This window comes from Actinosynnema sp. NPDC053489 (assembly GCF_044544865.1).
Classification (GTDB): domain Bacteria; phylum Actinomycetota; class Actinomycetes; order Mycobacteriales; family Pseudonocardiaceae; genus Actinosynnema.
Genome location: NZ_JBITXT010000014.1, coordinates 156,186 through 177,738, shown reverse-complemented (window position 1 = coordinate 177,738; position 21,553 = coordinate 156,186). Strand labels below are relative to the sequence as shown.

The window sequence follows — 21,553 nt, the reverse complement described above, 5'->3', positions numbered from 1 at the left end:
ATGCGCGCACCCGACGCGGCCGGTCGGTTCGGGAGGTTCGGCGGGCGTTACCTGCCCGAGGCGCTGGTCCCCGCCGCGGCGGCGGTCGAGGCGGCGTTCCGCGAGGCGTGGGCGGATGCCGCGTTCACCGCGGAGTACCGGCGGCTGCTGGCGACGTACGTGGGTCGGCCCACGCCGCTGACGGAGTGCGCGCGGTTGTCCGAGGCGCTGGGGGTGCGCGTGCTGCTCAAGCGCGAGGACCTCGCGCACACCGGCTCACACAAGATCAACAACGTGCTGGGCCAGGCGTTGCTGGCCCGCCGCACGGGCAAGCGGAAGCTGATCGCGGAGACCGGGGCCGGGCAGCACGGCGTGGCCACCGCCACCGCGGCCGCGCTGCTCGGGCTGGCCTGCACGGTCTACATGGGCAGCACCGACGTGCGGCGGCAGGCGGTGAACGTGTTCCGGATGGAGTTGCTCGGCGCCGAGGTCGTGCCCGTCACCTCCGCGAACGGCGTCGGCACGCTCAAGGAGGCGACCAACGGCGCGCTGCGCGCGTGGGTCGACGAGACCGAGGACGCCCACTACTGCGTCGGCTCCACGATGGGGCCGCACCCGTACCCCTGGATGGTGCGCGAGTTCCAGCGCGTCATCGGCGACGAGGCACGCGCCCAGTGCGCCGAGCTGCTGCCGACGGCCGTGCCGGACGTCGTCGTGGCCTGCGTGGGCGGCGGGTCGAACGCGGCGGGCACGTTCGCCGGGTTCGCGGACACCCCGGCGCGGCTGGTCGGCGTGGAGGCGGCCGGTGGCAGCGCCGTCGACAAGGGCAAGCCCGGCGTCCTGCACGGGTTCCTGTCGCACTTCCTGCAGGACGACGACAGCCAGGTGCTCGAAGCGCACTCGATCTCCGCCGGGCTGGACTACCCCGGTGTCGGGCCGGAGCACGTCCACCTCGCCGAGACCGGGCGCGCGCACTACGCGAGCGTGACCGACGAGCAGGCGTTGCGGGCGCTGCGCCTGGTGACCAGGACCGAGGGCATCCTCCCGGCGCTCGAATCGGCGCACGCGCTGGCGTGGGTCGTCGACGCCGCCGCGACCGGCGAGCTGGCCGCGGGCACGACCGTGCTGGTCACCCTGTCCGGCCGCGGTGACAAGGACATCCAGCAGATCAGGGAGCACCTGCGATGAGCGTGGCGTTGTCGTTGCGGGCGGACGAGCGGCCGCTGCTGATCCCGTACGTGATGGCCGGTGTCGTGCCGGACTGGGCGGACCTCGTGCGCGGCCTCGCGGAGGCCGGGGCGGACGCCGTGGAGATCGGCCTGCCGTTCTCCGACCCCATGCTGGACGGCCCGACCGTGCAGCGGGCCGCCGCCCGGTCGGCCGCGCGCGGTGGCCGGCCGAGACCGCTGCTGGACGAGCTGGCGGAGCTGGACCTCGCCGTGCCGCTGGTCGTGATGACTTACGCGAACGTGGCGCTGACGCTGACGCCCGACCGCGGGGTCGGCGGGTTCGTGGACCACCTCGCGTCCGTCGGCGTGCGGGGCGCGATCGTGCCCGACCTGCCGTTGGAGGAGTCGGCGGAGTACCGGGCGCGCGCGGCGGAGGCGGGGGTCGCCGCCGTGCTGCTGACCGCGCCCGCGTGCGACGACGACCGGTGCCGCGAGATCGCCCGGGCGTCGTCCGGGTTCGTGTACTGCATGAGCTCCATGCGGATCACCGGCGAGCGGGCCGACCTCCCCGCGACGGCCCGGGAGACCGTGCGCCGGGTCAAGGCGGTGGCCGAGCTGCCGGTGGTGGCGGGGTTCGGCATCTCCTCGGTCGAGCACGCGGTGGAGGTCTGCCTGGACGCCGACGGTGTCGTGATCGGGTCGGTGCTGATGCGGATGCTGCTCGACGGCGCGCCGGTGGCCGACGTCGTGGCCGAGGTGGCCGCGTTCCGCCGGGCGCTATCCTCCGTCGGGAGCTGAGAGTCCGGGGCCGAGGGTCGGGGGTGCTCCACCGGTGGACGAGGGGCGGCGCACGGGTCGCGAGCCCGGCTCGCGCATGCCCAAGTACCTCGCGATCTACCGGGTGCTGGCCGACCGCATCGCCGAGGGCCGCTACCCGCCGGACGCGCCGCTGCCCGCGCAGCGCGAGCTGGGCGACGAGTTCGACGTCTCGCTGATGACCGTGCGGCAGGCCATCGCGGCGCTGGAGGCAGACGGCCTGCTGGAGACCCGGCACGGGGTGGGCACGTTCGTGCGGCGGCCCGCGTTCGCCTACGGGCTCACCGGGTTGCGCAGCCTGGCGCAGGAGCTGGTCGAGCAGGGCATCAAGCTGGTGACGGAGGTGCTCGACGCGCGGCTCGTCGTGCCGCCGGGCGACGTCGCCGGGCGGCTGGGGGTCGCGGACGGCGGTCGGGTGCTGGCGGTCGAGAGGCTGCGCAGCACGCCGACCACCGGCCCGCTGCTGTTGCAGACGTCCTACCTGACCGAGGCGATCGGCGCGCGGATCGACACCGGCGAGCTGGGCCACCGGTCGCTCTACCACCTCCTGGCGGGCCTGGGCCGCCCGGTGCGGCAGGCGAGCGAGACGATCCGGGCGGTGGCGCTGACCGCCGCGCAGGCCCGGTCGCTGCGCCGCGAGCCCGGTTCCCCCGCCCTGCTGAGCTGCCGGCTGAGCCGCGGCGAGGACGGGGCGCCGCTCGTGGACGACCGGGCCCTGCTGGTGGGCGACACGGCGGTGATCACCGCCGAGCGCGCCACAACGGGAACGAATCTCGCATATGCGCGCCCGTGACTTCCGCGACCGCCCCCCGCAATAGCGCGGAACAACGCGACAAGAGGACCGCTCGGTATCCGGAGGTCGCTATTCCAGTCAATGGGGAGTCGCGGGTGGCGTACCGCGATACCCCGCTCGGGTGACCTGCCGACAGGCCCTCGAGGGGCGGCGACACCGGGCGGTACCACGGTGAACGGCCGGCGTTGCGCCGTTCGGACGTGACGTCCCCGCATTCGGGTGCCACCGGTTTGCGCCTCTCCGCGAAAATCGTGGAACCGCAATCCAAAGGATGAGTAAATCGGCGCGGAGTGCGCCGCCGAACCGCGACATAAAAATGGCGTAAATACCGCCGACAACGCTCGACACGAATGCGCACCGGTCCGATTATTCCGGGTAGGTGTTCGGCGGGTGCCCATTCAGGACACCTACCCCGCGAGGAGGCGTGATGGAAGCCAAGCGGATCATCGTCGGCGTGGACAACTCGGCGGCCGGCAAGGCGGCGCTGGAGTGGGCCATACGCCACACGCAGGACGGCGGGGTCGTCATCGCGGCCTCGGTCTGCGGGTTGACGACCCCCAACGGCCGGTCGGACGTCTTCCACAGCGCCCGGCTGCGCACGGTGGACGACGCCCTGGAGGGCATCGGCGCGGGCGCGGGCGTGCGCGTGGAGCGGTCGGTCCTCGACGGCGACCCCGGGCCGGCGCTGGTCGAGCTGGCCGGTGAGGCCGACGGCCTGGTGCTCGGCCGCCACGGGTACAGCCGGGCCGGCGTCACGATCCTCGGCTCGGTGATCCGGCACTGCCTGGAGCACGCCACGTGCCCGGTCGTCGTCGTGCCGGCCCGGCCCGCGCAGGCGGCCTGACCGACCGGCGGCACGCGTCACGCCCGTCGGCTGTCACGGGGAGGGCGCGGCCGGCATCTCGTGATCGCCACCACCGACGACACTCGGCTCGCCGACTCCCACCAGGGCGTGTCCGACGAGGCGCGGGCGTCGGTGCGCGAGCACTGCGACACGACCGGGTGGCGGCGCTCGTCACGCCGGTGGCCGTGATCAACGCGGTGAACCGGCTCGCGGTGATCGTGCACCGGGAGGGCGGTTGCTACGAGCCCGGGATGGTCGCCTCCTCCGCCTGAGGACCCACCCACCCCTGCCCGGACGCGGCGGCCAGCCAGGCCCGGCGGGCCGCCGCGCGGGTGAACTCGCGGACGTGGAGGCCGGCGCGCAGCCAGGCGAGCGGGAACCCGTCGCCGTCGTCGCGGACCACCCGGCCGAACGCGTCCCGACCGCGGTCGCGGCAGGCGTCGGTCAGGTCGGCCAGCAGGCCGGCCGTGACGGCGAGGCCGTCCCGGGACAGGGCGGCCACCTCCCGCTCGGCCGAGGCGACGGCCGCCACGGCCCGCCCGCCCAGCGCGATGCGGTGCACCACGTTCTCCACCGGGCGCACCGGGCGGGGCACGCGGTCGACCGGCTCGGGCCGGGGCGGCAGGGGGCGTCCACCGGCACCGGCACCGGCTCCGACGACGTGGGAACGCTGGAGCCGGTCCAACCCCAGGTCGACGTGGTGGCGCAGCTCGGCGGGCAGGGCCGGCCCGCCGGCGACGGCCAGCGCGACGGCCGTGCCCGGTCGGTCGGGCAGCAGGCGTGCGACGACGCGCAACGGGAGGCCGGGCGCGGTGGCCAGCACCCTGAGGTTCTCCCGCTCCCGTGCGCCCGCACCGACGAGGTCCACGTGGGCCTCGTCGGTGACCAGGCGCACCGCCTCGCCCGCCGCGCCGAGCACGGTGCCGGCGAGGAACAGCAGGTCCGCGCCCGCCGGGCGGTGGGCCTCCGGCTCGGCGAGGCCGCGGAAGGCCCGCGCGACCTGGTCGGGCAGCGGTCGCGCCCACAGGTCGACGAACGGCGGCTCGTCCCACGCCGCGGCGGAGGCGGCGACCGCGCGCACGGCCCTGCCCGCGCCCAGCCGGTGGTCGGCCGAGGCCGTGCCGCCGGACAGCAGCAGACCGGCCCGGCCCAGTTCCCGGTGCGTGAGCCCGGACTCGCCGATCGCCACCGGCCCGCTCGCGGCGGCGGCGACCCGTTCCGGGCCTCCGGGCATGATCGCGGGCACGGTCCACAGCACACCGCCGTCGTCCACCAGGTGCGTGACGACCCCGGCGTAGCCGGACGCGGCGACCACCGCCTCGGTGCACAGCCCGTACAGGCGCAGCGAGCCGATCGGGCGGTACTCGCGCCGGGCCGTGCCGCGCAGCCCGGCCGCCGGGCCGACGTCCGAGCGCACGTCGTGGCACAGCAGCATCAGCTCGACCAGTTCGGCGGTGAGCGCCTCGCGGTCGAACGACGGGTCGCCGGAGCGCGCGGCGGCCACGGCGGCGGCGACGCGCAGGCCGTTGCCGGCGGCCCGGTGCAGACCGGCCACGCGCGCGGTGTGCACGGCGCGCAGCAGCTCGGCCCGGATCACCGCCCCGCTGCCCGTGGCGCCGGCGCGGAGCACCGTGGCGCACGCCGCCCACAGCGCGCCCGCCGCCGCGCGCTCCTCGTCCGTGATCGCGTCGTCCGTGATCACCTCGGCGGCGACCGGCTCGTCCGCTACCAAGGCGTCGCCCACAGCAGCGTCGCCCACAGCGCCGTCCGCAGCAGCGTCCGCCACGCCGTCGGCGACCTCGGCCGCGGCCACGGCGACGCCCCGGTGCAGGCACTTCGGCGCGAGCAGGCAACTGCACGCGAGGTCGTCCGCCGCCGTGAGCACGCCCCGGCGCAACGTCCAGGTGAGCGTGGTCTCGGCGTCGAGGGTGGCGCGGGCGGTGTCGGCGTCGACCGCCACGGTCCACTCGGCCGCCCGGGCCAGCGACGCGTCGACCCGCTTGCGCAGCCGGGGCGGCAGGGCGTCGAGGACGTCGGCGACCACCGCCGGGAACACCGGTGGCACGCTCATCCGCGCACCTTCTCCCCGACCCAGCGGGCCAGCTCCCGCGGGCTGAGGGCGGCGACCGGCATCCCCGCCGCGACCAGCGCGCCCGCTACCGACGTGGAGTAGCGGGCGACGCCGCGGTCGTCGAGGCTCGCGCAGCCGAGCACCGTCACGCCGGAGGCGACCAGTTCCCGGACCTGCCCGACGAGCGGCCCGACCGGACCGCCCTCCTCGAAATCGCTGACCAGTACCACCATCGTCCTCTCCGGGACGGTCACGAGGGAACGGGCGTGGCGCAACGCTCCCGCTATGTGGGTGCCGCCACCCACCCGGACCTCCAGCAGCAGCGACAGCGGGTCGGCCACCCGGTCGGTCAGGTCCACGACCTCGGTGGAGAAGGCCAGGAAGTGCGTCGACAGCGCGGGGACCCCGGCGAACACCGACGCCGTCAGCGCCGACCACACCGTGGACGCCTCCATGGAACCGGACACGTCCACCACCAGGATCAGCCGCCAGTCGTTGGCCTTGCGGCCGCGGGTGCGGAAGACCGGGCGCTCCGGCACGACGACGACCCGCCCGTCGGCACCGCGGCGGGCGGTGGCGAGGTTGGCGCGCAGGGTGCGCGGCAGGTCGAGGCGGCCACCCGGCCGGCGGGTCGGCGCGGGCAGCCGGATGCCGGTCAACGCGGGGCGCACCCGGTCGGCGAGCTGGTCGGTCAGTTCGCGCACGAGCCGGGCCACCAGGGGGCGCAGCCGGGCCAGCGCCGACTCCGACAACCCTCCCGCCAACGACAGCACGTTGCGCAGCAGGTCCACCGACGGCCGCACCGAACCCGGGTCGATCTCCAGCGCGGCCTCCAGCCGGCCACCCTCGGCGGCCGCGGCCAGCACCTCCTCGCGGACCCGCTCGCCGAACAGGTCGCGCAACTCCTCGGACCATTCGCGCACGCCGGGGAACGGGCTCGACCGGTCGGCCCCGAGATCCGCCCGCGCCGCGCCCTCGCCGCCTTCGCGCCCGTACAGCTCGTCCAACGCGGCGGCGAACCGCCCCGCCCCCGCCGGCCGCTCGCCCCGCGCCCCGAGCACCAACCGCCACCGCACGTCGGCGGACAACCCGCCCCCGGTGCCCGGATCACCGGCCGCCTCGGCTTCCCGCCCGCCGGGGCGCGGCGCCACGGCCGCCTCTCCCCCACCCGTTCCCGGCGGCAGCGGCCGACCGTTCCCGGGGCCCGGCTCCGTCGCGACGCCGGCCGACGAGGCTTCGCGCACCGGCCGCAGGCCGTGCGCCCGCAGCACGTCCGCCGCCGCCCGCTCCGCCTCCAGCCACTCCGCCAAGACCTCCGGGTCGGGTCCGCCGACATCGACCCGCGCACCCGTCCGCTCCCGCACCACCGCCAGCACCCGGGCCCGCGCCGCCGGACCCACCGACGTGAACGCGCCCCGCAGCGCGGGCAGCCGGTCGAGGAAGTCCCGCTCCCCCATGCCCTCCACCCGGTCCAGCAGCGGCGCCAGGGCCTCCGGCGTCTCCAGCAGCGGGCCGGCCGCCGCGAGCACCCCGGTCAACCCCGACCGCAGCACGCCCCGGCGCTCGGGCGTCGACGCACCGTCCACGCAGGACGCCACCCGCTCACCCAGCTCCGCCGCCGGCGCGGACCCCAGCAGCACCCGTGCCGCGAAGGCCGCACCGGCGATCAGCGGCACGCCCGTGTCCGCCAACGCACGCAGGCAGGCTTCCAACCGCAGGCCGTGCACCCGCGGGCGCTGCCCCAGCTCCACCAGCGCCCGCGCGTCGGCGACGTCCTCCGACCCGGCCAGCCCCTCCAACTGGGCCACGGCCGCCGTCTCCAGCTCCGACGCCAGCACCGGGTGCGCCTCCAACACCCCACCCGGCAGGCCGGGCACGTGACCGGCCCGCAGCCGGTCGAGCAGCTCCAGCCCTCCCAGCAGCTCCCGCAACGTCGCCGACGACGGCAGCACGGTCGCCGCGTCCGCCAGCAGCGCGTCCACCACCTCCGGCAACGCGCACCGCGCCGCGTCGCCCAGGTCAGCCAGCACGGCGGCCGCGGTGTGCCCGCCGCGCTGCTCGCGCTCGGCGCGGCGGGCCCGCAACCGGCCCGCCGCGGCCAGCTCCACGGTGGTGCCCCACAACCCGGCGACCGGCAACGTGGCCGCGGTCGCGGGCGTCCACGCCACCGTCCACCGGGTGGTGAGCGCCTCACCCCCGCCGACGCCCCCGGTCGCCGTCTCCTCCGCGTACGTCACGCCGAGCACGACCAGCCGGCGCAACGCGACCTCGCGCCGCTCGTCCAACGCCGACCGCAGCGGGTCCAGCCGCAGCGACACCGGCTCCCGCGAGTCCGGGCCGGGCAGCCTCAGCGCCGCGACCAGCTCCTCCACCGCAGGCGCGAGGCCCGACCGGGGCGTGCCGGGCGCGAGCACCCCCGTCCGGCGCCCCACCAGCACGTCACCGGCGGCCCGCGCCACGACCCGGCCGCGGCCCAGCGGCTCGGCGTGGGTCAGCACGCTCTGCACGGCCTCCACCAGCTCGCCGCGGCCGGGCGCGGGCAGACCGCGCAACCGGGCCAGGTCGACGGCGAGCCGCAACGCCTCGCGCGCCTCACCCGGACCGGCCGGGTGGCCGAGTTCCCGCACCCGCGCGCAGATCCGCACGACCACCGACGCGGCGGCGGCCTCCACCGCGGCTGGGTCACCGGCCGCCTCCAGCACCGCCTGCTGCCACTCCGGGTCGCGGATGCCCGCCGGGTAGCCGGACCGCTCGTCCAGCAGCGCGAACCCGTAGGGCACGAGCGAGGTGACGACGCCGGCGTCACCGGGCGGCGGGGAGTCGTCCACCGGCCCGTCCAGCAGCGCCGCCGCGTGGAACGACCCGACGACCGCCGCGCAGCGCCGTCCGCCGACCTCCCGCACGACCCGCCGCATCCACGCCTCGCGGCGCAGGTCGTGCGGGTCGACGCCGACCCCCTCGGCGTCCCGCCGCAACGCCCAGCCGACCAGCAGCGCCGCCCGCCGCACGGCTTGCGGCGACTGCCCGGGCGCGGCGGCCTCGACCAGCCGGTCCCACAGGTCGTCCCCGTCACGGCCGGTCGTCGCCGCGCGCAACGCGTCGGTCAACGGCGTCGCGCCGCGCCCACCGGGCCGGTGACCCCCGCCCCGGGCGGCGAGCGGCAGGTCGCACGTCCGGACCTCGACGCCGTGGTGGCGCGCCCAGCGGATCGCGGCCAGCTCGGGCGAGAAGTCCGCGAACGGGTAGAACGCCAGGTCACCGTCCCCGGTCGCGCCGGACAGCGCCACCGGCGCGACCAGGTCGGGGTCGGCCAGGTGCGGCAGCCACTCCCCCAGCTCGTGCGGCAGCTCGACCAGGAGCACCTCGGGCGCGCACGCGTCGAGCAGGGCGGGCACCACCGCGGCGAGCGCCGGCGAGTGGTGGCGCACCCCGATCAGGTGCGGCGCGTCGTAGGCGACCAGCCGGTCGACGAGGTCACGCGTCGAGGACGTCACGGAGCTCCCACAGCCGTCGCCAGGCCCGCGCGCCGGACTCGGCCCGCCGCCGCACCGCCGCGTCCCAGTAGCCGAGCAGCCGCGCCGCGTCGGCCGGGTCGTCCTTGCGCACCACGCCCAGCAGGTGACCGGGCAGCAGCGACAGCGGGTCGCGGTCGCCCGGGAAGTAGGCGTCGGCCAGCCCCAGCGAGGTGGCGACGGACACCGCCTCCGCCGTGCTCATCACCGTGGACGGCCGCTCGACGGCCCACCCCTCCTCCGACACGCCGTTGCGCAGGTCGCGGAACGCCGTGACCAGCACCTCCAGCACCACGTCGTCCACCGCGAACGGCGCGCTCACCCGCTCCAGGGCGGCACTGGCCTGCCGCCGCACGAGCGCGGTCTCGGCCGCCAGGTCGCCGATGGGCCCGACGTTCTCGAAGTTGAACCGCCGCTTCAGCGCCGCCGACATCTCCGACACGCCCCGGTCGCGCAGGTTCGCCGTGGCGATCACCGTGAAGCCGGGTGCGGCGTGCACGGTCGCGCCGTCCGCGCCGGACAGCTCCGGCACCGCGATGCGCCGGTCGGACAGGATCGACACCAGCGCGTCCTGCACCTCCGGCAGGCACCGGGTGACCTCCTCGACCCGCACCACGCCACCGCGGCGCATCGCGGTCAGCACCGGGGAGGGCACCAGCGCCCGCGGGCTCGGCCCCTCGGCCAGCAGCAAGGCGTAGTTCCAGCCGTAGCGCAGCTGGTCCTCGGTGGTGCCCGCGGTGCCCTGCACGACCAGTTGGCTGCTGCCGGACACGGCCGCGGCCAGCAGCTCGGACAGCATCGACTTGGCCGTGCCCGGCTCGCCGACCAGCAGCAGGCCCCGCTCGCCCGCGAGCGTCACCACGGCCCGCTCGACCAGGGCCCGTTCGCCGACGAACTTGGGGCTGATCACCAGCCGGGACGGCACGCCGTCGACCGCCACGCCCTTGGGCAGCGCCAGCGGCTCGCCGCCGCTGCCCATCACGAACGTGACCACCGCGCGCGGGGTGAGCCGCCACCCCGGCGGGCGCGGCCCCGCGTCGTGGGCGGCCAGGAACGCCAGCTCCTCGCGGTGGGCGTCCTCGGCCGGTTCGACCTGCCTGGGTGCGGTCACCTGCGTCCTCCGGTCCTGAGTTCCTCGTAGGCGGGCGCGTCGCCGTCGAGCACCCGGCGCCAGGCGCGGGCGAACAGGTCGGCGACGGGTTCGAGCGGCACGATCGCGTCGGGCCGGTCGGGCGCGTGGTCGAACATCGGTGCCTTCCACGACTCCAGCGGCACGTGCGGCGCGGCCAGCGCCAGCCACCCGCCGGGCAGGAACAGCGACCGCCCGGCGCGGGCGCGCTTCGCGGTGAGCACCAGGTCCGTCCCGGCGAGCGCGGTGCGGGCCGCCCGCAGCCGCGCCGGCTTCCACCTCGTCCACCGGGCCACGTTCGCGTCCGTCGGGTCGGGCAGCGCGAGCAGTTGCAGGTACAGCGCCGCCGCGTCGGCGGTGAGCCCGTGCCTCTCGGCGACCTCCGCCACGAGGCCGGGCACGGACACCGTCGGGTCCTGGTGGTAGGCCGCCGGGTCCACGCCCTCGGGCAGGAGGGCGGAGCAGGCGGCGGCGAGGCGGTCGTCGGCCAACCGGTCGAGCATCCGCAGCACCTCCTGCGCGTTGGTCAGCTCGACCAGGGCGACCAGGAGGTCGCGGTCGGCCGGCCGCACGAGCCCGGGCCGGACCACGAGCCGGTGGTGGAACTCGCCCGCGCGGGCCAGCTCCAGCCAGTCGCCGTGGCGGTGCACGCCCTCGTCGACGGGCACGTCCACGCCGAGCAGCGCGCGGAGCTGGTCCGGCGCGACCCACCGGCCGAGCTCGACGGCGAAGCCGGGGTGCGCGACCCGCTGCCGGGCCAGGGCCAGCGCCTCCGCCAGGCGGGGTCGCAGCGGCGAGCCCGCCGGCAGGCGGTGCGCCAGCCACGCCAGCACCCGCGGCACCGCCGACAGGGCCGCGCGGTCGAACCCGTCGACGTGGCGGGCTCGCAGCTCCGTGCCCGTGAACGTCAGCTCGGCGTCCGCGGTGAGCCACGACGTGACGCCCGGGTTCACCACGCCGGTCACGTACTCGCCCGCGTCGCGCAGGTTCACCAGCTTCGTCGCGTCCACCAGGACGTCGTCGGGCACGGGCGAGCGCCGGCCGTGCTGGGCGGTCCACACCTCGGCCACGGCGGCCACGTCCGGGCCCGCGGTCCACAGGTCGGCCGGGTCCTCGGGGACGGCGGCGGCGAGCAGCGCGAGCCGGAACGGGTCGCCCATCCGGCGGAACCGCTCCTTGGCGGCCTTCGCGCCGCCCTGGGACAGCCCGAGCAGGTGGCGGTCGGCGGTGGCCAGGAAGTTCGCGTCCCAGCGGTCCACGCCGGGCATCCCGGCCAGCAGCAGGGTCGCCTCGGCCGTGCCCAGGCCGGTGCGCTCCACCAGGGCGGGCACCGCCTCGGGGAACCACGGCGCGGGACCGCGCTCGGCGAGCACGTCGAGGAACCGGGCCACCCGCTCGGGGCCGAACGACGTGCGCACCTCCGTCCTCCACTGGACGGTCCAGTGCTTCGGCAGGTCGAACGCGCCGGGGGTGCGGCTGAACTGCACGCCGTCGAACCGGCTGCCCGGCCCTTGGTGCCACTGCGTGTCGAGCAGGGCGATGAACCCGTCGCGCACCGGCACCACGCGGTCCTTCGGGTTCGGCTGCCCCTCCTCGACCAGCGCGGCGACGGTGCACCAGCGCCCGGAGCCGTCGGCCAGGCCGCTGTCCGCGACGGACCGCAGCACGAGCGCCAGCGCGGCCCGCTCGTCGTCCGGGGTGAGCGGCGACGCGGCCCGGTGCGCCAGGGCGGCCAGGTGCGGCAGCACGTCGAACCAGCGCGGCGCGTTCGCCTGCGGCAGGGAGCGGCCCTCGGGCCGCGCGGCCGCCTCGGACAGGGCGGTCAGCAGCGCGGGCAGGTTCGTGGGCAGCCCGCCGCGCGAGCTGCGGGACCGGTAGGCGCCGAACCAGTTGAGCGCCGCGACGACCTCGTCCTCGGTGACGGCGGGGCCGGCGGGCGCGAACGCCGGGTCGACCCGCCGGGCCGCGGCGCCGATCTCGGCGTAGCCCCGGAAGGAGCGTTCCAGCTCCGCGGCCCGGCGCACCACCTCGACCACGCCCGCGACGAGCGCCGGGTGGGTCAGGCCGGGCAGGGCGGAGGTGACCGCGCCCGCGAGGCCCTCGCGCTCGCCGCGCACCAGCGCGGCGAGCCGGTCGCGCAGCGTCCGCTCCTCCCGGGCCTCGGCGCGCGCGGCGGCCAGCATCCGGTCGACCGCCTCCCGCGTCACGCCGCGCAGCGCGGCCGAACCGGCCTCGTCGCGGGGCCGCAGGAGGTGCCACCAGTCCAGCGGCGGCACGAACGGCGTGCCCGCGGCGTACCGCGGGTGCTGCGCCGCGGCCGACACGGTGGCCAGCCTGGCGCCCCGCCCGTCGACCAGCACCACCGACTCGCGCCCGCCGGTCAGCGCCACCTCCGCGCCGCCGGGCAGCCGCAGCACCCCGATCGGGCAGGCGGGCAGCGCGGCGCGCCGGCCGTCGACGCCCTCGCCGACGTGCGTGCCGTCCGCCTCGCGGCGCACGCGCCAGCCGTGCAGGCCGTCGGCCGCGCCCAGGGGACTGCCCTCCGTCCCGGGCGCGGTGGGCCTGAGGTCGCAGGACCCGAGCACGAGCGTCGTGCCGTCGGCGGCGAAGTCCTCCACGAACCGGGGCAGGCTGGCCCGACCCCGCGCGCCCGTGGCCGGGTCCACCTCGAACCACCGCCACGACCGGTCCTGCCACGTCCCGGTCCACACCGTCGTGCCGTCGCCGTGCGCCTCCGCCGGCGTGGACACGACCGTGTCACCGGGGTACGCCACCCGGTCGCCGGCGAACCGACCGCCGCCCGGCCACGCGATGGACGCCGCGGGCACGGAGTGCCGGTAGTAGTTGCGGTGCCCGTCGCCGATGGCGAAGACGGTGTCCGGCGCGTCGCTCCAGTACGCCAGCTCTTCCTCCGGGCCCTGCCACCGCACCAGCAGCACCCCGTCGAACCAGGACGCCGTCGGCGCGAAGCCCCAGCGGTGCCGGGCGTCCACCGGGATGCGCGACAGGTGCTCGGCCAGCACGCCGTCGGGCCCGACGACCACGAACACCTCGCCCCGCCGCAGCACCAGCGCGGGCCACCCCTCGCCGCACACCACCACGCCGTTGTCCTTCGGCGTGCCGGCCGACGCCAGGCGGGCGACGCCCTCCTCCAGCGCGGGCCACCCCAGCTCGTCCAGCAGGCCGCCGCGCAGCGTCGCGCGCAGGGCGGCGGCGACGTCCGTGCGGGCCAGCGCCTCGGCCGTGCCCGGCACGTCCACGTAGGCCTCGGGCAACCGCACGACCGCCAGGGCGTCGAGGTGGTCGGCCAGGTCGGGCAGACCGGTCACGGCGACGTGCCCGGCGTGCGCGGTGATCCACGAGGCCAGCGCGGTCCGCAGGCCCGGCACGGCCATCGCGGCCGACAGCACGTCGGGGGCGACCGCGGTCGGTTGGGTGTTGTTGCGGGCGTGCGCGACGAACCCCACGCCCAGCGCACCGCCGAACCGCTCCGACGCGGCCAGGGCGACCAGGTCGCGGCGGCCGGGGGCGTCGTCGGCCAACCAGGCGGCGACGTCCAACTGGTGGCCGCCGTCGTCCTCGGCGACCGGGACGTCCCGCGCCACCAGCAGGTCCAGCACGTCCAGGTCGCCGTAGCGCCAGCGGCGCAGCGCGCGCACCGGCACGGCGTCGGCGGCCAGCCGGCCCGCCATCGCCTCGACCAGCTCCAGCAGGCGGACCGAGCGGGACGTGCCGCGCCACTCGGAGGAGCGGACGGCGAGGACCGACGACAGCCACTCGGCCGCGTTCGCCTCCACCTCGTCCGGCCCGACCAGGGCACGCGTCGCGCCGCAGGCGGTCAGAATCTCCAGCCACGCGTCGAGCACGGACGCCGAGTCGGGCACGAACGACAGCAGCCGGCCGCGCACCTCCGCGTCGCCCGACGCGAGCGCCACCAGGGAGCCGCGGTAACTCTTCCAGAACGCGCCGCCCGCGCGGCTGATCGCGGAGCTGTCCAGGATCGCCCGCAGCAGCCGCTGGTCCTCGACCGCGAGGTCGCGCCGGGCGGCCTTGGCCAGCCGCCGCAGGTCCTCCGGCATCCCGGTGTACGGCGGCAGGCCGCCCCTGGTCCGCTCCACGCACAGGGTGAGGAACAGCTCGTAGGCCGCGTCCGGGTCGTGCCTGCGGGCCAGGCCCTTGGCGTGCGCGGACAGGGCCTTGGCGGTCAGCGCGCCGGCGAAGGCGAACTCCAGGAACACCTCGCGCGTGCGCTCCGGGTCGACCGCGAGGTCGTGCACCTCCTCCGCCTCGCGCGCCTTGCCGAACATGCTCGCCGCGTAGGAGGTGTTGCCGTGCCGGAGGAAGATCCGGCCGGCCTGCTCGTAGAACGTGGGCAGGAAGTGCGGCGCGGACCGGCCGAGCATGTCGCCCAGCGCGGTGAACCCGTCCTTGGCCGCGCCCGCCCGCGACTTCGCCGTGCGCGCGAGCCGCTCGACGTCCTTGACGAGGTTGAGGGCGTGGTGGGCGTTGGCCGGGTCGTGCACCAGGGCCCACGCGGGGAAGCCGAGCGCGCTGCGCTTGCCGGTGCCCACGTCGGCGACCCGCGCCGGTTCGGCGAACCCGAGGTACTCGCAGGTCAGGTCCTCGGCGCGACCGAGGACGGCGGGCACCAGCCGCACCACGACCCGGCCGTCGAGCGCGGGGTGGGCGTAGTGGCGGGCGGTGATCGTGTCGCGGTCGTCGCCGGGCCCGGTGGCGCCGGGCAGCACCGCGCCCGCGGCGAGCAGGGCGTTGCGGTCGGTGTCGGTCACGGTGCCACCACTTCCTCGACGACGCGGCCGGCGTGGATCGCCGCCGCCATGCGCATCCCCTCGGACCACGCGACCGGTCCGACGTCGGTCAGCGGCAGCGCGGTGCCGTCCTCCAGCGCCCACCGCAGCTCGCCGGTCCACGTCTCGCCCTCGGGGTAGTCCGAGCCGAGCCAGTAGCGGGCCTCCACGACCCGCCCGTCCTCGAACGCGGAGTAGACCGCGTCGCCGCCGCGCACCGGGTAGCCCAGGGTGCGGCAGCGGCCCAGCGCGTGGTTGAGCTGCTCGAACCGGCCGCCCGAGTAGTCGTCCACCGACGTGCGGCCGCCCACCTGCGCGGGCCGGGCGAAGGTCTGCCGGAACAGCTGGTGCACCCGCTGCTCGACGCCGAGCTCCGCGCCGAACTCGCGCAGCTCCTCCAGGTCCTCCAGCAGCACCGGGTGCGGGATGGCCACCGCCTCGGGCCTGACCCGCCGGGTGTCGCCGTCGAGCGTGACCAGGCCCAGCCCGCGCTCGGGGTCGGCGTCGCGCAGGAACCCGGTCTCCGCGCCGGCGGTGACGACGAGGTCGCGCAGCGCCTCGGCCCACGCCTCGTCCGCCCAGACCTCGGCGACCAGCGCGGTGGGCACGGGCAGCGAGCGCACCATCCAGCTGTCCACGGCGGCCAGGCACTCGGCCCGGTGCCGCGACAGCCACTCGGCGAGCTGGCGCAACTGGACGACCCGGGGGTCGTCCTTGAGCGACGCGGGCACGGAGGAGAGGAGCTTGCCCTTGCCGTTGCGGCACTGGACGCGCCCGTTCTCCCCGAGCCGCACCTGGTACCCGGACGCGGCCTCCAGCCAGCCCACGGTTCCTCCTGCGAGTCGTTCACGACGGTGTGGCGCGGAGGTTAGCGAGCGGGTCCGACAAAAGGATCAGCCCGGCCGGTTCGTCGCCGGCTCGTGACCGGCGGCGGTCGTCGGCCGCATTACCTCAAGCCTTGCCTAAATGGGATGCGGGTGTGACCGGGGTCTCCCTAACCTCTGCTCATGAGACTGCTGCTGTGGATCGCACTCACGTGCGCGCTGGCGGTCGAGGGGGGCATGGTCCTGCCGCTGCTGGCGGGTTTGGTGATCATCGGTTGCGCCGCCGAGGTGCGCCGCCGACATCACCGACCGGCCGAGCGGACCCGCCATGATCTTCTCGCCCGGTAGCGCGATTACCCGACCAATGAAGACGGTCGATTTCGTGCCTAATGTGGCGCGCGTTACTTGACCTGCCCGCGGAGCGCCGGTTTTACTGCGGTCGCGCATTTTCCTACCGAACGGTAGGGATCAAGAGCGCTTACCGACACGAGGGCGGGCGCGCCCCTTTCTCCCCGTTGTGCCGCGACGTCGTCGTCGTGTTCCCCAGTGGGTGCCGCCTGCCCGGAAAACCGGGAGTCCGGCATGTCCCTCCCCCATCGGGATGAACGCGGGCGGCACCGGCCCGCGCGGCGCGGCGCGGGCCGCATACTGCTGACCATCGTGGCCGCCGCCACCGCGGCGGTCGCGGTGACCGCGGCACCGGGTGCGGCGAGCACCGGCGAGGACACGGGCGGAGGTGGGCGGGTGCGGTCGTTCTGGGTGCACCTCAACGACACGCCCGTGAGCGACGAGATGGCGGCCACCGAGGCCCGCCGCCGCTCCTACGTCGTGCTGAACGCCTGGCAGGGCGACCTGCTGGCGAAGCTGAAGGCCGCCAACCCCGCCGTCCGCGTGTTCGTCTACAAAGACCTGTCCTCCACCCGCTCGTACGCCTGCCGCGACGGCGTGGACGACGCGGAGCTGCCCGCCGGCGTCGGGTACTGCGCGGCCGAGCGCGACCACCCCGAGTGGTTCCTGCTCGACCAGAGCGGCAGGCGGCTCGAGTACGACGGCTACCCCGGGCACTGGCAGATGGACGTCGGCAACACCGCCTACCAGGACGCGTGGGCGGACAACGTGATCAAGAGCAGCACCGCCGCCGGGTTCGACGGCGTGTGGATGGACAACGCGTTGTTCCCGTGCGACGCCTACCACCCCGGCGTGTGCCCGGCGAAGTACCCGACCGACGCCGCGGTGCAGGCCGCCTACGTGTCGATGTTGGCCAACACCCGGGACCGGTTCGTCGCCGCCGGGCTGACGACGATCGCCAACCTGTCGAACGCGCGGGTGCACGGCGACGCCTGGACGACCTACACCGAGTACCTCGACGGCGGCTTCGACGAGTGGTGGCTGGCGTTCGACGACGACGACCTGCTGCCGGAGTACGCCGACGGGTGGAGCAAGCAGGTGGCCGAGATCGCCGCCAACGAGGCCCGCGGCAAGATCACCCTGGTGCAGCCGCACCACGGCCCGACCGGCGACCGGGCCCACCGGTACGCGCTGGCGAGCTACCTCATGGCGGCGGGCGACCGGTCCGCGATCGCGAGCCTCAACCGCACCGACGGCTACGGCGACCCCTCGCCGTGGCCCGCCGAGTACGACTGGGACCTCGGCACGCCGTCCGGCCCGTACCGGTCGGTGGGCCCGAACGTCTTCGTCCGCGACTTCTCGTGCGGCACGGCCGTGGTCAACGCCAACCGCACCGACGACAAGGCCGTCACGGTGCCGCTGGACGGCGGCCACGTCGACGAGCGGGGCGCGTCGGTCGACCGGGTCTCGCTACCCGGCACCTCCGGCGCCGTCCTGCGCAAGCCCTGCTGACGGCGGCGTCAGCGGCAGGTGGACCCGGAAGCGGGTGTCGCCGGGCTCGGACTCCACCCGGATGTCGCCGCGGTGGCGGTCGACCACGATCCGCCAGGAGATGTCCAGGCCGAGCCCGGTGCCCTCGCCGACGGCCTTCGTGGTGAAGAACGGCTCGAAGATGCGCCCCTTCACCTCGGCCGGGATGCCGGCGCCCGTGTCGCCGACCTCCACCACCAGGTCGTCGCCGTCGCGCGAGGTGCGCACGGTCAGCGTGCCGCGGCGGTCCATGGCGGCCACCGCGTTGTCCACCAGGTTCGTCCACACCTGGTTCAGCTCGGCGGGGTAGGCGGGCAGCGGCGGCAGCGACCGGTCGTAGTCCTTGACCACGCGCACCCCGTCGCCGATCTTGCCGCCGAGCATGACCAGCGTCGAGTCGAGCAGCTCGTGCACGTCGACCACCTGGAACGGCGCCCGGTCGACCTGCGAGTACTGCTTGGCCGCGCCGACCAGCGTCGACACCCTGGTGGTGGCGTCCTCGATCTCGTTCATCAGCGTCTCGGTCTCGACCGTGTAGGCCAGCCACCGCACCGCCGCCTCGGTGGCGGTGCGGGGGCACAGCGCCGCCGCCCGGTCCAGCCACCCGACGTCCAGCCCGCCCGCGACCAGCACCGGGGCCAGGTCCCAGCCGCCCCCGACGCCGTGCGCGTCGAGCCAGTCGGCGACCTCGTCCTCCAGGTCGGCGGTCTCCATCGGGCCGAGCTTGGGCGCCTTGGCGACCTGCTCGGCCGCGTTCTCCTGCAGCTCGACCAGCACCGGCAGGGTGGCCGGGTCGAGCGAACCGCTCGCCAGCAGCGCCAGCTTGTGCCGCATGCCGGCGACCCGCTCCCGCAGCGCCCCCGTGGCCCGCACGGCGGCGGCGGCCGGGTTGTTCAGCTCGTGGGTCAACCCGGCGGACAGGGAGCCGAGCGCGAGCAGCCGTTCCCGCTGGCCGACGATCCGCTCGGTGTTGCGCATGCCGAAGAACAGGCCCTCCAGCAGGTGCATCGCCATCGGGAACCAGGAGCGGAACATCGCGCCGAAGTCGTCCGCGGGCAGCTGGTACAGCCGCAGGTCGGTGATGGCGTCGGCGGTCATCTGGTAGGACCGCCGCGCTTCCACGTCCGAGCCCAGGTACGCCTGGGTGGCGCCGAAGTACGAGCCGCGGTGGTCGGTGCGGTTGGTCTCCACGCGCCGGCCGCCGATGACGCGGCTGAGCGCCACCGTGCCGTCGAGCAGCACGAAGAAGCAGGTGGCGGGCTCGCCCTCGCGCAGCACCCTGGCGCCGGCCCCGTGCCGCTCCACCTGGCCGTGCGCCACGAGCCAGTCGAGCCGCTCCTCCGACAGGTGCTCGAACAGGAACAGCCCGCGCAGGTCGTCGGCCGTCAGGTTCTCCATCACGACCTCTCCAGGTAGCGGTGCACCAGGGACACGGCCATCGCGCCGTCGCCGACCGCCGAGGCGACCCGCTTGACCGAGTCGGCCCGCACGTCGCCCGCCACGAACACGCCCGGCAGGCTCGTCTCCAGGTGGTAGGGCGGCCGGTCGAGGTCCCAGCCCGCGGGCAGCCGGCCGTCGGTCACCAGGTCCGGTCCGGCGAGCACGAACCCGCGCTCGTCCCGGGCCAGGGTGCCCGCGAGCCAGTCGGTGTGCGGCGCCGCGCCGATGAACGCGAACAGCCACGACGTCGGCACGGTCGTCGTGTCGCCGGTCTTGGTGTGCCGCAGCGTCACGGTCTCCAGGTGCTCGTCACCCGTGCCGCCGACGACCTCCGTGCACGTCAGGACCTCGATGTTGGCCACCTGGCCGAGCTGCTCGACCAGGTAGTGCGACATGGAGCGGGCCGGCGAGTCGCCGCGCACCACCAGCACCACGCGGCGGGCGTGCGCGGCGAAGTACAGCGCCGCCTGCCCCGCCGAGTTCGCGCCGCCGACCAGGTAGACGTCCTGGCCCGCGCAGCCGGGGCCCTCGGTGGTGGCCGCGCCGTAGAACACGCCCCGACCGGTCAGCTCGCCCAGGCCCGGCGCGTCGAGCATCCGGTAGGACACGCCGGTGGCGAGGATGACGGTGTGGGCGGCCAGCTCCGTGCCGTCGTCCAGCCGCACCACGCGGGCCGCGCCGCGCGCCTCCAGCCCGACCACGTCGCACGCCGTCAGCACCTCGACGTCGAACTTCAGCGCCTGCCGGCGCGCGCGGTCGGTCAGCTGCTCGCCGGACACGCCGTCGGGGAAGCCGAGGTAGTTCTCGATCCGGCTGCTGGTGCCCGCCTGCCCGCCGGTGGCGCGGCGCTCGACCAGCACCGTGCGCAGCCCCTCGGAACCGCCGTAGACCGCCGCGCCGAGCCCGGCGGGACCGCCGCCCACCACGATCAGGTCGTAGAAGTCGGTGGACGGCCGGGTGGTCAAGCCGACCCGGGCGGCCAGCTCGGCGTCCGACGGCTCGACCAGCGTCTCCCCCTCCGCCGTGATCACGACGGGCAGCCGCGCGCCGTCCTCGCCGCACGCGCTGAGCAGCCGACCGGCCTCGGTGTCGCCGTCGTCCAGCGCGTACCAGCGGAACGGGACGGAGTTGCGGGCGAGGAAGTCGCGCACCTCGTAGGACCGCGCGGACCACCGGTGCCCGACGACCCGCACCTGCCGCACCGGGCCGCGGTCGGACGCCGCCCACGCCCGCAGCAGCTCGTCCAGCACCGGGTAGAGCTTCTCCTCCGGCGGGTCCCACGGCTTGAGCAGGTAGTGGTCGAGGTCCACGACGTTGATCGCGCGGATCGCCGCGTCGGTGTCGGCGTACGCGGTCAGCAGCACCCGCCGTGCCGCCGGGAACAGGTCCATCGCGGTTTCGAGGAACTCGATGCCGCTCATGCCGGGCATCCGGTAGTCGGCCAGCAGCAGCGCGACCTCCTCGCCGCGCAGCTTGATCTCCCGCAGCGCGTCGAGCGCCTGCGCGCCGGACTCCGCCCGCACGACCCGGTAGCCCTCGCCGTACTTGCGGCGCAGGTCACGCGCCACGGAGCGGGACACGCCCGGGTCGTCGTCCACGGTGAGGATCGAGGGCCTCGCGACCTGAGCTGACGTCATGTCCACATTCAACCAGCGGCGCGCGGGGCGACCCGGCGACCACCGGCGCGGGCGGGCCTCAGTCGTCGTCCAGTTCGACGTCGGCGAGGTCGTCCACCGCGACCACGTCCCCGTCGTGGAACACAACCACCACGCCCAGCTCGGTCAGGCCGGGCACGGTGCACTCGGCGAACCGGACCAGCCAGTCCCGGCCGGGGTGGAAGGTGAACTCCGGGTCGGACACCGCGTCCGGGCCGTACCCGGGGCGGTCGCGCAGGAAGTCGGCCACCGCCTCGCGGGCGGCGGCCAGCAGGCGCTCCCGGTCGCGCACGACGGAGGCGATGAACGGCAGGTCGAGGTCCGCGGTGGTGGCGGGCTCCTCGACCAGGACGCTCACCGACGGCCCTGCGGCGGTCGAGTTCCAGCACGCCACGCCCTCGGGGGTGTGCGCCACCGGCAGGAGTTCGCCCAGGCCGGGAATCGTGATCGTCACCGACCGATCCTAGGCGGCGCTCCCGGACCCGACCGGAACCGGGCCGCCGGGCGCGGCAGAACCGGTCCGCCGGTCCCTTGACGGCGGCACGGCGGGTGAAGTTCGCTGTGGGAGAGCGCTCTCCAAGAGTTCGTCGACGATCCGCGGCCGGTGGCACACCGGCCGCGGATCACCCCTGCCT

15 protein-coding genes are annotated in these 21,553 nt (G+C 75.9%); 7 read left to right on the top strand and 8 right to left on the bottom strand.

Annotation, left to right across the window (positions count from 1 at the left end; genetic code table 11):
- The 5 genes from trpB to ACIGNX_RS28240 all read left to right on the top strand — a co-directional run bounded on the left by trpB (position 1) and on the right by ACIGNX_RS28240 (position 3,790).
- Positions 1-1,167: a tryptophan synthase subunit beta gene (gene trpB, locus ACIGNX_RS28260; protein ID WP_396543891.1), complete on the top strand. Its 1,167-nt coding sequence runs from the start codon at positions 1-3 to the stop codon at positions 1,165-1,167.
- Positions 1,164-1,946, top strand: coding sequence for a tryptophan synthase subunit alpha (trpA, locus tag ACIGNX_RS28255; RefSeq protein WP_396543840.1), 783 nt, complete (start codon positions 1,164-1,166; stop codon positions 1,944-1,946). The genes trpB and trpA overlap by 4 nt, the downstream gene beginning before the upstream one ends.
- A 34-nt stretch (positions 1,947-1,980) precedes the next feature.
- Complete coding sequence (locus ACIGNX_RS28250) at positions 1,981-2,757, top strand: GntR family transcriptional regulator (protein WP_396543839.1); 777 nt, start codon at positions 1,981-1,983, stop codon at positions 2,755-2,757.
- Between the two features lie 427 nt (positions 2,758-3,184).
- On the top strand, positions 3,185-3,601 hold the full coding sequence (locus tag ACIGNX_RS28245; RefSeq protein ID WP_396543838.1) for a universal stress protein: 417 nt from the start codon (positions 3,185-3,187) through the stop codon (positions 3,599-3,601).
- A 60-nt stretch (positions 3,602-3,661) separates the two neighbouring features.
- On the top strand, positions 3,662-3,790 hold the full coding sequence (locus tag ACIGNX_RS28240; protein ID WP_396543837.1) for a hypothetical protein: 129 nt from the start codon (positions 3,662-3,664) through the stop codon (positions 3,788-3,790).
- Positions 3,791-3,839: 49 nt separating this feature from the next.
- On the opposite strand, the gene ACIGNX_RS28235 is transcribed toward ACIGNX_RS28240, so the two are convergent.
- The 5 genes from ACIGNX_RS28235 to ACIGNX_RS28215 are packed head-to-tail and all read right to left on the bottom strand — an operon-like array spanning position 3,840 to position 15,948.
- On the bottom strand, positions 3,840-5,672 hold the full coding sequence (locus ACIGNX_RS28235) for a hypothetical protein (RefSeq protein WP_396543836.1): 1,833 nt from the start codon (positions 5,670-5,672) through the stop codon (positions 3,840-3,842).
- Entirely contained in the window at positions 5,669-9,166 is a 3,498-nt protein-coding gene (locus ACIGNX_RS28230; RefSeq protein ID WP_396543835.1) for a DUF5682 family protein, read from the bottom strand. The genes ACIGNX_RS28235 and ACIGNX_RS28230 overlap by 4 nt, the downstream gene beginning before the upstream one ends.
- Positions 9,147-10,295, bottom strand: a complete 1,149-nt coding sequence (locus ACIGNX_RS28225; RefSeq protein ID WP_396543834.1) for an AAA family ATPase — start codon at positions 10,293-10,295, stop codon at positions 9,147-9,149. Before ACIGNX_RS28225 ends, ACIGNX_RS28230 begins: the two co-directional genes overlap by 20 nt.
- Positions 10,292-15,103: a hypothetical protein gene (locus ACIGNX_RS28220; RefSeq protein WP_396543833.1), complete on the bottom strand. Its 4,812-nt coding sequence runs from the start codon at positions 15,101-15,103 to the stop codon at positions 10,292-10,294. The genes ACIGNX_RS28225 and ACIGNX_RS28220 overlap by 4 nt, the downstream gene beginning before the upstream one ends.
- Positions 15,100-15,948 carry a DUF4132 domain-containing protein gene (locus ACIGNX_RS28215; RefSeq protein WP_396543831.1) on the bottom strand — a complete coding sequence of 283 codons (849 nt, stop codon included), beginning with the start codon at positions 15,946-15,948 and terminating at the stop codon, positions 15,100-15,102. The genes ACIGNX_RS28220 and ACIGNX_RS28215 overlap by 4 nt, the downstream gene beginning before the upstream one ends.
- Positions 15,949-16,128: 180 nt before the next feature.
- Between ACIGNX_RS28215 and ACIGNX_RS28210 the strand changes: the two genes are divergently transcribed.
- Complete coding sequence (locus ACIGNX_RS28210) at positions 16,129-16,293, top strand: hypothetical protein (RefSeq protein WP_396543830.1); 165 nt, start codon at positions 16,129-16,131, stop codon at positions 16,291-16,293.
- 234 nt (positions 16,294-16,527) lie between these two features.
- Positions 16,528-17,805, top strand: coding sequence for a putative glycoside hydrolase family 15 protein (locus ACIGNX_RS28205; protein WP_396543828.1), 1,278 nt, complete (start codon positions 16,528-16,530; stop codon positions 17,803-17,805).
- Here ACIGNX_RS28205 and ACIGNX_RS28200 read toward each other — a convergent pair.
- From ACIGNX_RS28200 to ACIGNX_RS28190, 3 genes are read right to left on the bottom strand one after another with little or no spacing between them, the layout of a single operon-like run.
- On the bottom strand, positions 17,764-19,221 hold the full coding sequence (locus ACIGNX_RS28200; protein WP_396543826.1) for an ATP-binding protein: 1,458 nt from the start codon (positions 19,219-19,221) through the stop codon (positions 17,764-17,766). The two genes, ACIGNX_RS28205 and ACIGNX_RS28200, sit on opposite strands and share 42 nt — an antisense overlap.
- A complete protein-coding gene (locus ACIGNX_RS28195) occupies positions 19,221-20,900 on the bottom strand; it encodes an FAD-dependent oxidoreductase (protein WP_396543825.1) in 1,680 nt (559 codons plus the stop codon). Before ACIGNX_RS28195 ends, ACIGNX_RS28200 begins: the two co-directional genes overlap by 1 nt.
- Before the next feature lie 58 nt (positions 20,901-20,958).
- Complete coding sequence (locus ACIGNX_RS28190; protein ID WP_396543824.1) at positions 20,959-21,372, bottom strand: hypothetical protein; 414 nt, start codon at positions 21,370-21,372, stop codon at positions 20,959-20,961.
- Positions 21,373-21,553: the final 181 nt, after the last annotated feature.

Coding starts and splice junctions, on each gene's coding strand:
- ACIGNX_RS28235 (WP_396543836.1), bottom strand. CDS start 5,672: ATGAGCGTGCCACCGGTGTTCCCGGCGGTGGTCGCCGACGTCCTCGAC.
- trpA (WP_396543840.1), top strand. CDS start 1,164: ATGAGCGTGGCGTTGTCGTTGCGGGCGGACGAGCGGCCGCTGCTGATC.
- ACIGNX_RS28195 (WP_396543825.1), bottom strand. CDS start 20,900: ATGACGTCAGCTCAGGTCGCGAGGCCCTCGATCCTCACCGTGGACGAC.
- ACIGNX_RS28200 (WP_396543826.1), bottom strand. CDS start 19,221: ATGGAGAACCTGACGGCCGACGACCTGCGCGGGCTGTTCCTGTTCGAG.
- ACIGNX_RS28245 (WP_396543838.1), top strand. CDS start 3,185: ATGGAAGCCAAGCGGATCATCGTCGGCGTGGACAACTCGGCGGCCGGC.
- trpB (WP_396543891.1), top strand. CDS start 1: ATGCGCGCACCCGACGCGGCCGGTCGGTTCGGGAGGTTCGGCGGGCGT.
- ACIGNX_RS28205 (WP_396543828.1), top strand. CDS start 16,528: ATGTCCCTCCCCCATCGGGATGAACGCGGGCGGCACCGGCCCGCGCGG.
- ACIGNX_RS28210 (WP_396543830.1), top strand. CDS start 16,129: ATGAGACTGCTGCTGTGGATCGCACTCACGTGCGCGCTGGCGGTCGAG.